Source organism: Staphylococcus sp. AC872 (assembly GCF_979255425.1).
In genome coordinates this window covers 202,242-215,628 of sequence record NZ_CEEDKW010000004.1, presented here as the reverse complement: position 1 = coordinate 215,628, position 13,387 = coordinate 202,242, and the positions used below count along the sequence as shown (strand labels likewise).

At 33.0% G+C, this 13,387-nt stretch carries 12 protein-coding genes, 1 other RNA gene and 1 pseudogene; 2 read left to right on the top strand and 12 right to left on the bottom strand.

Annotated features, from left to right (window positions below; genetic code table 11):
* Positions 1 to 69: 69 nt before the first annotated feature.
* From ACZ267_RS08250 to ACZ267_RS08240, 3 genes and pseudogenes are all read right to left on the bottom strand, one after another.
* Entirely contained in the window at positions 70 to 978 is a 909-nt protein-coding gene (locus tag ACZ267_RS08250) for a hypothetical protein (RefSeq protein WP_079449044.1), read from the bottom strand.
* A gap of 375 nt (positions 979 to 1,353) precedes the next feature.
* Positions 1,354 to 1,819: pseudogene (locus ACZ267_RS08245) on the bottom strand (terminase small subunit).
* 662 nt (positions 1,820 to 2,481) lie between these two features.
* Positions 2,482 to 2,640, bottom strand: a complete 159-nt coding sequence (locus ACZ267_RS08240; RefSeq protein WP_019235831.1) for a hypothetical protein — start codon at positions 2,638 to 2,640, stop codon at positions 2,482 to 2,484.
* 215 nt (positions 2,641 to 2,855) lie between these two features.
* Here ACZ267_RS08240 and ACZ267_RS08235 point away from each other — a divergent pair, with 215 nt between their 5' ends.
* Together ACZ267_RS08235 and ACZ267_RS08230 are read left to right on the top strand one after the other, a co-directional pair.
* Entirely contained in the window at positions 2,856 to 3,464 is a 609-nt protein-coding gene (locus ACZ267_RS08235) for a stage II sporulation protein M (RefSeq protein WP_002466069.1), read from the top strand.
* Between the two features lie 253 nt (positions 3,465 to 3,717).
* Positions 3,718 to 4,203 carry a hypothetical protein gene (locus tag ACZ267_RS08230; RefSeq protein WP_015365260.1) on the top strand — a complete coding sequence of 162 codons (486 nt, stop codon included), beginning with the start codon at positions 3,718 to 3,720 and terminating at the stop codon, positions 4,201 to 4,203.
* A 166-nt stretch (positions 4,204 to 4,369) separates the two neighbouring features.
* On the opposite strand, the gene ssrA is transcribed toward ACZ267_RS08230, so the two are convergent.
* The 9 genes from ssrA to tpiA form a co-directional block, all read right to left on the bottom strand.
* Positions 4,370 to 4,731, bottom strand: a transfer-messenger RNA (tmRNA) gene (gene ssrA / locus ACZ267_RS08225).
* A gap of 168 nt (positions 4,732 to 4,899) precedes the next feature.
* A complete protein-coding gene (smpB, locus tag ACZ267_RS08220; protein WP_002466079.1) occupies positions 4,900 to 5,364 on the bottom strand; it encodes an SsrA-binding protein SmpB in 465 nt (154 codons plus the stop codon).
* A gap of 21 nt (positions 5,365 to 5,385) precedes the next feature.
* Complete coding sequence (rnr, locus tag ACZ267_RS08215; protein ID WP_079449043.1) at positions 5,386 to 7,761, bottom strand: ribonuclease R; 2,376 nt, start codon at positions 7,759 to 7,761, stop codon at positions 5,386 to 5,388.
* A 33-nt stretch (positions 7,762 to 7,794) separates the two neighbouring features.
* Positions 7,795 to 8,535 carry an alpha/beta hydrolase gene (locus ACZ267_RS08210; RefSeq protein WP_015365262.1) on the bottom strand — a complete coding sequence of 247 codons (741 nt, stop codon included), beginning with the start codon at positions 8,533 to 8,535 and terminating at the stop codon, positions 7,795 to 7,797.
* Between the two features lie 134 nt (positions 8,536 to 8,669).
* On the bottom strand, positions 8,670 to 8,903 hold the full coding sequence (gene secG / locus ACZ267_RS08205; RefSeq protein WP_002450892.1) for a preprotein translocase subunit SecG: 234 nt from the start codon (positions 8,901 to 8,903) through the stop codon (positions 8,670 to 8,672).
* 68 nt (positions 8,904 to 8,971) lie between these two features.
* Positions 8,972 to 9,430: a hypothetical protein gene (locus tag ACZ267_RS08200; RefSeq protein WP_002450893.1), complete on the bottom strand. Its 459-nt coding sequence runs from the start codon at positions 9,428 to 9,430 to the stop codon at positions 8,972 to 8,974.
* A gap of 217 nt (positions 9,431 to 9,647) precedes the next feature.
* A complete protein-coding gene (gene eno / locus ACZ267_RS08195; RefSeq protein ID WP_002450894.1) occupies positions 9,648 to 10,952 on the bottom strand; it encodes a surface-displayed alpha-enolase in 1,305 nt (434 codons plus the stop codon).
* Between the two features lie 141 nt (positions 10,953 to 11,093).
* Positions 11,094 to 12,611 carry a 2,3-bisphosphoglycerate-independent phosphoglycerate mutase gene (gene gpmI / locus ACZ267_RS08190; RefSeq protein ID WP_058714625.1) on the bottom strand — a complete coding sequence of 506 codons (1,518 nt, stop codon included), beginning with the start codon at positions 12,609 to 12,611 and terminating at the stop codon, positions 11,094 to 11,096.
* A gap of 2 nt (positions 12,612 to 12,613) precedes the next feature.
* Positions 12,614 to 13,375, bottom strand: coding sequence for a triose-phosphate isomerase (gene tpiA, locus ACZ267_RS08185; RefSeq protein WP_015365264.1), 762 nt, complete (start codon positions 13,373 to 13,375; stop codon positions 12,614 to 12,616).
* Positions 13,376 to 13,387 lie beyond the last annotated feature (12 nt).

Sequence of the window (13,387 nt, the reverse complement as noted above, 5' to 3'; positions counted from 1 at the left end):
AGGATTATAAAAAACAAAACAACATCTATGTTTCTTTTAAACACAAAATCACAACCCTTTATCAAATTGTTAAAGAATATCTTTTTCAATAATCTTTAAATTATCTCTATAAGCTTTTTTTATCGATTTAATCATAGAATTAATAGTTATTTTATTATTGTTGTTTAATTCTACATCATCATCTATATATATTAATCTGTTAGCGATAAGATCAATAATTTGTTCATGGCCATCATTCTCCCCTCTAATAACCATTTTTTTGACTTCTTTTGTCTCATCTTTCGCTAAAATATTTTTTATTTGTTTTAATGACTCTGAAATATCTAAAGCTTTTGATGTATACTTTACCTTCATAGAATCTGCATTTAGTTTATCAATCATTTTTTTATCTCTTTGCGTTGACTGATTTTTATTCTTTATTTTATCTACATCTACAATTCTAGAAATATTAAACTCAATTTCTTTTAGATCATCAATGTGTTTTAAATTATCAATTTTTGTGTTATTTATAGCAACGTTCAATTTGGCACCTTTTTTCTTAACTGTTCTATAAAAAAAACTTTTAAAATCTGATTGAGAAATCCCTCCTCTATTTGATGGAATAATCACTACTCCATATCTAGGGCAAAATAACACTACAGTATCAACTGTTAAGCCTTGCTCCGGTTCATCGCCATATTCAGATCTACCATCTTTTACTATTTTTTTAATTTCATTTATAACTGCAATTTTTGTAGTAACCGTTTTAGATAAACAAAAAACCCAAACTTCATTATTTATGTACTTATATTTTTCAATATAGTTAAATCCGATATAAGTTGATTTTTTACATTTAATAAAATTAAAATCTTTATTTTTTTCAAATTCTTCCAAAGATTCTTTTAAATATTCATTCATTCTTTCATAATTTTTGTCAACCTTACCTTTAAATTCATAAGTTAAAACAAAGAAATCATATTTTTTTGTAATCGTATTCATTTCCCCTTAACCTCTTTCGTGTGTAGTTTTATACATTATATATTTAAATCTACAAAATAAAAAGATTATATATGAAAAAAGCAACTAATATCGGGGAATGACATTAGTTGCAACTACACAATACCATTATACAATATTTTAGCACCTAGTACTAATTATATAATCATTTCTTATTTTCTCCTTTGATATAGGCATATAAAACGCCACCACCACCTATAAGTACAGCAAAAATGACACTTACCCATAACCCAATAGACATATTATCGTCCCTCCTTTACTTAAACGATACCCTCACATATATTTATATAACTTCCTTTATTCCTCAAATCTCCCAATATCATCAATATGAAAATCAGTATTTGGATATTGCTTTTCCTATTCTATTAAATCTCGCTCATTCTTCTCATCGTCTTGAACAAGACTATCAATAAATATTGGTGTTGCCACATTTATATCCACTTTATCAGTAAATATAATGTGTTAATGTCGAATAAGGTCACAAGCTTTTAAACGATCATTCGCTTTAATGGGCACTTCACATGTTCGTTGTTTACGAGGTTCATGTGTCCTGTGTCGGGGTTCTTTTCAAATGAACTTTTCTTAACTACAACTTCTTTCACTTCAGTTTCCTCACCCACTGCTGAACGTGATAGCAAGTATAGTGTTTTTTTCGCAGTTAAAATGGTATCGTCTATAATCTCATCTTTCTTGCTTTGAATATAGTCTTTTACTTTCTCATTGCGCAAAAGTCTGCTACCTGTTACATATGCGCTATTTGAGCTATAACCGGCATTTATAATGCTTTGAGTAACGTTAAGTATCATAAAAATTACTCATTCACAAAACTCTCTTTTCTACTTGTTTATTCGTCCTAATAATCACTACGTCTCTCTCAAATGACATATATTTTAGTTCTTTTATTCGAGCTACATCAAATATTTACTACTAACCACATCACATACAATAAAAGCCCACAACCACATGGGTCGCAGGCTATATAATGGATACGGCTGGAGTTCATTAATGCGTTTATCTTTTCACATAAAAATTGCTATAATTTTTGTCGTAGTAATGTTTAAGATGTCTTTTCAGTTGCGTGTAAAATTGAAAAATTACAAGAGCTTTATGTATCTATTAGGTTTGATTAAATTAATATTCACACTCTTGCTCTTCACTTCAAAATAATGCTTTTTTTATGAATTACTTTGTTTTTTCTTACTTTCTCTAAATTCCTCATCAGATTTTCCATGAATTATAAAATCTACGATCACGTATAAAATACTACCAATAATATTGAATATTAACTCCAAATAGATGCCCTCCATAGACTTTTAATTATATTACCAAGAATGATATTAATTTAATGCACTCAGTATCTACAAATATTTATCTTTAATTATGAGCTATTTTATATGCTTCAGTGAACAATTCATTCTATTAGGTAGTAATCGACATAGTACGTTTCTAAGAGTAAAGAACATACTGATTAGATAGTAAACATATTTAATAATTCTCTAAACCTTTATTTCGTTTGCTAATAACTAAGCCTATTGCTAAACCAATAAATGTTCCAAAAGGAAACCCCATTATAAAACTGAATAATACAGTGAAACCTAATATACTTAAAATTGGATGAATATAAATTTTATTTTGATTATTCATATGTATAACTCCTTTTGTAATTATAATAAGTTACCTACTTTTAATGATATCATAATCAGTTTATTTCAAAACCTGAATTATAAATATAGCCTGTATCAAAAAATCAAAAACGCTTATATACCTCTTTACTTTATTCATTCCTCAAACTTAACTCATTTTCATTTTGGCCTTTACTATCAACAAATATTGGCAATTAATTAAAAATGGAGGCAGTTATGTTTAAAATTCATGATGAGACATATATTAGAAGAACGATAAAATTTTTAGTTACAATATTAATAATTTTCTTAGTCACCTTTATTTTAGCAATTATATTTAGCCCTTCTACTGAAACCATAAAAAATCTATCTAAAGGTATACCCAGTAACGTTGCCAATGCAGTAGGGTTAGAAAAAGTTTGGGAATATATACTAAATAATGGGTTTAAAGTTCCTTTTCAAATGCTAATATTAGCTATCATTCCAATCCCTTTTTTATATTATTTAAACATTATCTCTACAGCGATTCCTCCTGCTATAGCTCTAGGTTTCGTAATTAATTATGACATTTATAAAGGGACTATGGTGACTATATCTTCAATCCCTCACTTCTTCGTAGAAATATTAGCTTTTTGCTTTGTTGCTAGCGGTCTCGTCAAAGTTAACCAAGCTATTATTAGAAAAATCACCAACTTATTTAGAAAAAACAAAAAAGAGAATTTATCTCTAAAATTATCTATAATCAACTTATTGAAAATATATGTATTTATAGCCTTACCTTTATTTGTAATAGCAGCTTTTTTCGAGAATTATTTATCTAAATTTATATTTGATCTACTAACCTAAAATAACAAGCCCTCTACGATCGATATTGGACTTCCTTGTATTTCTCTAATTTAATATACATCCCAAACATGAAAATCAGTATTCGATTAATGCTTATCCAACTTTTATAAAATCCGTTCAGCTTAGCTTTTTGTCAACAATTACTTTAGAATCAATATTTATTATTACCTTTAATAACATTTACTTAATTAAATATTTTGGAATTAAATTGTAATATTAAATTAAATATAACATATGAAAGGATATTAATAGCATGAATTTTAAATTATTAGGAGCTGCATTATTATCAGCAACAGTTTTACTAACTGCATGTGGTCAAAATAATGACAAAGCAATGAAAGACGAAAATAAAAAATCAGAAACTAAGTCTGATAAAAAATCTAATGATCCAAAGAAAGATAAACAAAGTAAGAAGGATAAGAAGAAAGAACATAAAATGCAATCTAAAGAAGAAGCACTAAACCAATCTGTTGAACAGAATACTAATCAACAACAATCTACTGAACAAACTAATCAACAGACACAACAACAAAACGTTCAGACTCAAGACAATAATAGGGCTTTAACTAAACAACAAATGGAAGCTAATGCAAAAGTTGCTAAACAAAATGGCTATACAGGTATACCTAATGGAGATATGGGAGGCGTTCCTACTTCCGAAAAATCTTATTCTAACGACCAATTAGACCCTGAAACTGGACTGCCTAAAGATGGTGCAGTCCCTAAAGATTCAGAATAAAAAACACTTCCGCATGATCCATTTTAATATGAATTCAACGAAAATGTTTTTATATTATTCCCAATATATATCTATAGCTTATTAAATTGGTAGTGTTTTTATGTGCTGGGGCAATACTGTGGCAACGAAAATAAAAAGCCCACAACCACATGGGTTGCAGGCTATATAATGGAGACGGCGGGATTTGAACCCGCGTCCAGAGGTCCTGATACATATCTTTCTACGTGTGTAGTTTATCATTGAGTTTCGCATAATGAGAGGTGATAAACAACCAACATTATGCTAGTTTGATTGGTTTTCATCTAAACAGACTTCAAACGGCAGTGTTTAGCATATCCTACTTAGGTTGAATCGCGTTAACAGCACATAGGAGATGCTGTTAGGCGATGCAGAGTGCTATTACGCAGCTACTGCGAAATTATTGTTTGATTTGCCAGTTATTATAAACTGAGTGTGTTAGTGACGGAGACAACCCTCCGACACGCTTAATAAGCTCTGGGGACCCCTGTCGAATCCATAAACGTCCCCGTAATAAAATGTACTTTGTAGAAATCAAACATATCATTAATATCATTGTCACTCGCACTTGATGAACAACGCCTGAGTCACCTAAAATAAGATGTTCTTACTTGACCACTTTTCTAACAAAGCACTTATTAATATATCAAATGTAGCCCGTGTAAGCAATAGTATTGCTTAATAACGGGCTTTTACTGCGCGATCCATATCACGTTTGACTGCTTTTTCTTTTAAAGCTTGTCGTTTGTCATATTTTTTCTTACCGCGTGCAATACCTAATAATACTTTGCATTGACCATGCTTTAAGTACAATTTTAGCGGAATAATAGAATACCCAATTTCTCGTGTGCGGTCACCTAATTTAATAATTTCTCTTTTATGAAGGAGCAACTTACGTGATCGCAATGGATCATGGTTAAATCGGTTACCTTCTTCATAAGGCGCAATATGCATATTATTTAAATAGATTTCACCACGTTTTACTTGAGCATAGCTATCTTTAAGATTGGCGCTACCTCTACGTATAGATTTAATTTCTGTACCTTGTAACACAATCCCCGCTTCAATCGTATCTTCTATATTATAATCATGTCTTGCTTTACGGTTTTCAGCTAATGTGCCTGGTGATTTTTTCTTAGCCATTCTGTCTCACCTCTTTGCTGCTTATTTTTTCTTTTTACGTGATTTTTTCTTAACGCTTTTATCTTTATAGAATGGTTTATGCTTCGTGTTGCCTTTTTTATCTTGTTGGCGTGCATTTTTACCTTTACGTTGTTTACGTTTGTTTTTACCGTTTCCTTTATCATCAGATTTTGATTTATCTAATGATTTACCACGTGTTTTTGCTTGAATGGTCTTACCACGCGCTGGTCGTTGGCTTCTATCATTCTTAGGTAATGGCATTCCTACGATTTGGAAATCAATCATGCGTTCATCCACATCGACATGTGTCACTTTGACTTTGACAGCGTCACCGATACGGAACACTTTGGCTTGGCGTTCACCAATTAATGCCATTTGACGTTCATCAAATTGATAATAATCATCGGTCATATTTGAAATATGGACCATACCTTCAATAGTATTTGGTAATTCAATGAACATACCAAAATTAGCTACAGAACTAATGATACCTTCGAATTCGTCACCAATGTGTTGAATCATATATTCAGCTTTCTTCAACTCATCTGTATCACGTTCTGCTTCAATCGCACGTCGTTCACGTTGAGATGTGTGTTCAGCTAGTTCTGGTAGTTTATCTTCCCATTTATGTTGTTCCTTTTTATCCATTGAATGTTCAATAAGGTATTTACGAATTAAACGATGTACCGTTAAATCCGGATAACGACGTATAGGTGATGTGAAATGTGTGTAATACTCTGCAGATAGACCAAAGTGACCTAAGTTCACATCATCATAATGTGCTTGTTGCATTGAACGTAACATCATCGTTGAGATAACCATTTGTTCTGGTCGTCCTTCAACCTCTTCTTGAATATTTTGAAGCGTTGTCGGATGAATATCTTCGCCTGTACCTTTAATCATAATGCCAAAGTTCGTAATAAAGTCAAAGAACTGTCTCAAACGTTCTGATTTAGGTTGTTCGTGGACACGATAGATAAATGGTACTTCTAGTTTATTAAAGTGTTCAGCTACGGTTTCATTAGCCGCTAACATGAATGACTCAATTAAACGTTCACCTTCACCACGTTCGCGCACTTGTACATCTGTTGGAATGCCATCTTCATTAACAAGTACTTTCGCTTCGTTAATGTCGAAATCAATTTCACCACGACGTTTTCTCATATTTACTAAAAGGTTAGATAAATCTTGTGCCAAGTCAAGCATTGGTGTGACTTCACTATATTGACGACGCACATCTGGATTTTGTTCAGTAATAATTTGGTTAACCGCATCATAAGTCATTCTGTAGTTTGAATGGATGACACTATCAAAAATGTCATGGTTCACTACTTCACCACGTGCATTGATTTCCATACGACAACTTAACGTTAAACGATCAACTTCAGGATTTAATGAACAAATACCATTACTTAATCTATGCGGAATCATTGGAATAACTCTGTCTACTAAGTACACGCTTGTAGCTCTATCATAAGCCTCTTTATCTAAAGCTGAATCTTCAGTTACATAATAACTAACATCTGCAATACTTACAGTTAATTCCGTATTACCATTTTTTAATTTTTTAACGCTAATGGCGTCATCTAAGTCTTTAGCATCTGCGCCATCAATTGTAATCGTTAATTCGTCTCTTAAATCATGACGTCCTTCGATTTCAGAAGGTTCAATTTCATCAGGAACATCTTCAGCTTCTTTAAGTACATTATCTGGGAATTCTATTTCAATACCATGTTGATAAATGATAGATAAAATATCTACACCAGGATCGTTTTTATGGCCTAGTATTGCTGAAATGTGGCCTTCCGGGTTATCTGTACCATCAGCATATTTAGTGATTTGCACTAATACTTTATGACCATCTACTGCACCTAAGCTTTGACCCTTAGGAATAAAGATATCCTGCATAATACGTTTATCATCTGGAATGACAAACCCGAAATGTTTCGCTTCACTATAAGTACCTACTACTTGAGTGACAGAGTGTTTTTCGATGGATTTGACTTCCCCTTCTGTCTTGCCTTTAAAGTCGCCTCTACCTTTGTGAACTTCTACAATGACGGTATCTCCATCTAAGGCTCTATTGATTTTTGTTGGCGGGATGAAGATGTCATCTACACCCTCTTCTTCTGGTCTTAAGAACGCAAATCCTTTTTTATTCTGACTTAACGTTCCTCTTACTAATTTCGACTTTGACTTACTAGATTGCTTTCGTTGATATCTATCTGTCTTCGTACGTTCAATCAAACCAGTTTGTTCTAGTTCAACAAGCACCTTTATTAAATCTCTGAATGAGTCGGCACTATTTAAACCTAACGCATCTTGAAAATCTGATACTGACATGGGTTCGTAGTCAGGTTGTTTAATCATTTCTTCGATGGATTGTTTTAAATTCATTATGCCCCTCCTTTCTAATTATCTTGTTTATTTTTATTCTGACCAATCTAATGATTCTAAAAATTCGTATATATCCTCAAAGACTTGTTCTTTTTCTTTATCGATTGTGATTACATGTCCTGAGTTCGCATACCATTTAATATCTTTATCATCAGATTCTACAGTTTCATATATATAATTTGCTGATTGAGGATCAATCATTTTATCTTGTTCTGCTTGAACAACTAATATTGGGTCCATCACTTCATCCACTTGATCTTTAACGCCTTTCATTGTAGCACTTAATTCTTCAAGTGTTTCAGTTGGATGGAAATGTTCCATTTCTTGATCAATGGTCGCTTGATCTTTACCCTCATATTTCTTGAAATTTCTAGCATATTCTAAAAACCCGTCGTAAATTGTGCTCGATGACTTATCATCCATAGGAGCGCACATAGTTATAATACCCTTAACATCTCTGTTTAAGCTTAATTTTAGAGCAAAAACGCCACCTAATGATAATCCCGCAACTGCGATTTCATCATATCCTTGATCAACTAAATATTGATAGCCATCTAAGACATCTTTAAACCATACGTATGGACTTGATTTTAATATCTCTTCAGGTGGTGCAGCATGTCCCTCATATTGTGGCGCATAAGATGTATAGCCCTTTTTCTGTAAGAAACGGCCTAATTGTCTTACATCTGAAGAATTACCTGTAAATCCATGTAATAACAATACTGCACGCTTGCCCTCTTCGAAAAAGAAAGGCTTAGGTAGTTTAATTTGCATGATGTTCATCCCTCTTCCAAAAGTATTCATAAACCATTTTTATATCAAACGACTTCCCTTTATTAGTCAATATCTCTACCATTCATTTTCTCTTTATTATAAATAAAAAAGCCCGACATGAACATCGTCGGACCTTATAAACCAAGATAACTTATGCCAATCATAAGTAAAAAGAATATTACAGATAAAATTATTGTTAATCTATGCAAGAATAAATCGACGCCACGTTGTTTTTGTTTACCAAATAACTGTTCTGCGCCGCCACTGATAGCACCTGAAAGTCCATTACTTTTTCCTTCTTGGAGTAATACAACAGTCACTAATGCAATACAATCTATAATTAATAATACGACGAAAAATGTATGCATAAAAATTGTCCTCCATTCATTATATACGAATCGAATTATAACACACATTCGTATTGTTTATCAATCTTCTATCGATTGAACGTACTTTTACGCTTAATTGATACGACTAACATATAAGCTGCTAAAATAAGTGAACCAATCACTACAATTAAAATTGGTAATATGGCAATCACACTTTTAACATCTAGTATCGCTTGTACAACCATGTATAAATTGACGAGTGTAAAGAAAGCATTCGAAATATATACTGCAAACATAAACCACCATAAATAAGGATGGCGATTCCAATATGCAATGACACCTGATAAATAAGCTAATAAATACATGACACCGTCAAATCTAAAACTGTTTAATACTTGATTTACTGAATTAGTCGTTGTCTTTTGACCTGCTAGTGATAACAGTGTTTTGACAGTTGTAGCATCTAACACGATAAAATTATGAATGATTAACAATATGAAAAATATAAGTGAACTGATAGCTATTACATTACCTGTAACGACTTCTCTTTTTGTTGTTTCAGCCATTGTCGTTCTCCTTTTATAATTGAATACTTACATTATTATACCAGTTTGTATATATAAGTTAAATCATACTTATTGATATACATTTTATTGATTAGACACAATAGCATGAACATATAAAAAACCCGTTACAGCCTCAACTCTGTAACGGGTTATATTTCTAGGATGCACATCCTAGACTTTTAGCGTGAACTCAATAATTTTAAAGATAAAACAAAACTTATTTGTCTAAATTGTAGAATGATTTAATACCATCAAATTTAGCAGTTTCGTATAATTCATCTTCAATACGTAATAATTGATTGTATTTAGCAATACGGTCAGTTCTTGATAATGAACCAGTTTTGATTTGACCAGCGTTTGTAGCAACAGCGATATCAGAAATTGTTGTATCTTCTGTTTCACCTGAACGGTGAGAAACTACTGCTGTGTAACCAGCTTTTTGAGCCATTTCGATTGCATCGAATGTTTCAGTTAAAGTACCGATTTGGTTAACTTTGATTAAGATTGAGTTACCAATACCTTGTTCGATACCTTTAGATAAGATTTCAGTGTTAGTTACGAATAAATCGTCACCAACTAATTGTACTTTATCACCGATACGTTCTGTAAGTTGTTTCCAACCTTCCCAGTCGTTTTCGTCCATACCGTCTTCAATAGTGATGATTGGGTATTTGTTAATTAATTGTTCTAAGTAGTCAACTTGTTCAGCTGCGCTACGTTTAGCACCATGTTCACCTTCGAATTTAGTGTAGTCATAAACACCATTTTCGTAGAATTCTGATGAAGCACAGTCAAATCCTAAGAATACTTCTTCACCTGGTTTGTAACCAGCAGCTTCGATAGCTTGGATAATTGTTTCTACAGCATCTTCTGTACCTTCAAATTTAGGAGCGAAACCACCTTCGTCACCTACTGCAGTTTCTAATCCACGTTTACTTAAAATTGATTTTAAGTTATGGAAGATTTCAGCGCCCCAACGTAATGATTCTTTGAATGATTCAGCACCTACTGGTAAAATCATGAACTCTTGGAATGCGATTGGCGCATCTGAGTGAGAACCACCGTTAACGATGTTCATCATTGGAACTGGTAATTGTTTACCGTTAAATCCACCTAAGTATTTGTATAAAGGTTGACCTAATAAGTCAGCTGCTGCTCTAGCTACGGCAATTGATACACCTAAAATAGCGTTAGCACCTAATTTACCTTTATTTGAAGTACCGTCTAATTGAATCATCATTTTGTCGATAGATACTTGATCTAATACTGAGAATTCACCTTCAACGATTTCTGGTGCGATGATTTCATTTACGTTTTCAACAGCTTTAGTAACACCTTTACCTAAGTAACGTGATTTGTCACCGTCACGTAATTCTACTGCTTCGTGTTCACCTGTAGAAGCACCTGATGGTACTAATGCACGGCCGAAAGCGCCACTTTCAGTTAATACTTCTACCTCAACTGTTGGGTTACCACGTGAGTCTAAGACTTCGCGAGCGTAAACATCTGTAATAATTGGCATGTTTAATTTCTCCTTTAAATATATGATTTAAAGCTATTATAGCTTTATTTATTTAATTAATAAAATGATAATACATGTTGTTAACGAAAAGTTAACAAACAAGGGAACTTAATTCCTTATTTGAAACACATTTTCTATAAATTAATGATTAATTAAAGATTCACCTGTCATATCTTCAGGTTGTTGAACATTTAATAAATCTAATAATGTTGGTGCTAAGTCACCTAAGCGACCAGTTTCTCTTAAAGTTACGCCTTCTTTTGTAACAATAACTGGAACTGGGTTAGTTGTATGTGTAGTCATTGGTTGATCATCATCTGTTAAGACTTGGTCAGAGTTACCATGGTCTGCAGTGATAATCGCATGACCACCCATATCGATAATTTTATCTACAACTTCACCTAAACATTCATCAACAGCTTCGATAGCTTTGATTGTTGGCTCTAACATACCACTGTGACCAACCATGTCAGGATTAGCAAAGTTTAATAAGATTAAATCTAAATCACCTTTGTCTAATTCTTCTAATAAGGCATCTTTTACTTCATATGCGCTCATTTCTGGTTTTAAGTCATAAGTTGCAACTTTAGGTGAATCGATTAAACGTCTACGTTCACCTTCAAATTCAGCATTACGACCACCACTCATGAAGTAAGTGACATGAGGGAATTTTTCAGTCTCAGCAATACGTAATTGTGTAAGATTATTATCTTGAGCAACTTCACCAATTGTATTTTTAAGATCTACTTTTTCAAATACAACTTCAGCATCAACGTCATCGTTGTATTTTGTAAATGTAGCATAGAATAAGTCATTAACTCGTTCTACTTTGAAACCTTCAAATGCTTTATTAGTGAATACTTCTGATAATTGTGCAGCTCTGTCTGGACGGAAGTTATAGAAAATAACTGCATCTCCGTCATTAACGCCATCATTTTGTCCTTCAACGATAAATGGTTCAACAAACTCATCTGTTAAATCTTTATCATAGTTCGCTTCTACACCTTCTTTAGCAGTAGCGAATGTAGGACCTTCAAAATTACGAATTGCGTTGTAAGCTTTTTCTTCACGATCCCAACGTTTATCACGGTCCATTGCATAATAACGTCCAGATACTGAAGCAAATTGGCCTACACCTAATTCTTTAAATTTAGCTTCTGTTTCTTCGATATATTTAATTGCAGATTTTTGATCAACGTCACGTCCATCTAAAAATGCATGTATATATACTTTTTCAACACCTTGCTTTTTAGCTAATTCTAAAATAGCAAATAAGTGTTTATAATGACTGTGAACACCGCCATCTGATAGTAAACCGAATACATGTAATGCAGAATTGTTGTCTTTCACATGTTTTACTGCGTTATTTAACACATCATTTTCGAAGAAGTCTCCGTCTTCGATTGATTTGTTAATACGAGTTAAACTTTGATAAACAATACGTCCAGCACCAATATTCATGTGTCCTACTTCAGAGTTACCCATTTGGCCTTCAGGAAGACCAACATCTAATCCACTTGCCTCTATTTGAGTAGTTGGATATTTATTGTAGTAACGATCAAAATTAGGTTTGTTTGCTAATTTTACAGCGTTACCGTGTTCACTTTCACGATTTGCAAAACCATCTAAAATGATTAAGGCAGTTGGTTGTTTTGCCATAATTATTTTGCACCTTCTAACAATTGTTCAAAATCTTCTACTTTTAATGAAGCGCCGCCTACTAATGCGCCGTCGATATCTGATTGAGCCATATATTCTTTGATGTTGTTAGGTTTAACACTACCACCATATTGAATACGAGTTGCATCAGCTACATCTTGGCTTGATAAGTCTGCAATTGTTTTACGAACATGTGCACACATTTCATTAGCATCTTCAGATGTAGATGATTTACCAGTACCGATAGCCCAAATTGGTTCATATGCAATCACAACTTGTTTAAGTTGGTCATTTGATAAACCTTCAACAGCTTTCTTAACTTGGTTACCTACAACTTCATTAGCTTTACCACTTTCACGTTCTTCATCTGATTCACCAACACAAATGATTGGTGTCATGCCGTGATTGAAGATAGCGTGCGCTTTTTTATTAACTTCTTCGTCTGTTTCGTGGAATAAGTCACGACGTTCAGAGTGTCCGATGACAACATATTTCACGCCTAAATCAGCTAATGCTACTGGAGAAGTTTCTCCTGTGAAAGCACCATTATCTTCAAAATATGCATTTTGAGCACCGATTTGTAAGCCTTTAGCTTTACCATCTTTAACTGCTGTGATTAATGCATCTAATTGAATTGTTGGTGCACAAATTACTGATTCAACTTCTTTAGGATCAGGTAATGTTGATAATTCATTAACGAAATCTTTAGCTTCTTGAACTGTTTTGTTCATTTTCCAGTTACCTGCGATAATTGGTGTTCTCATTCAATACACTCC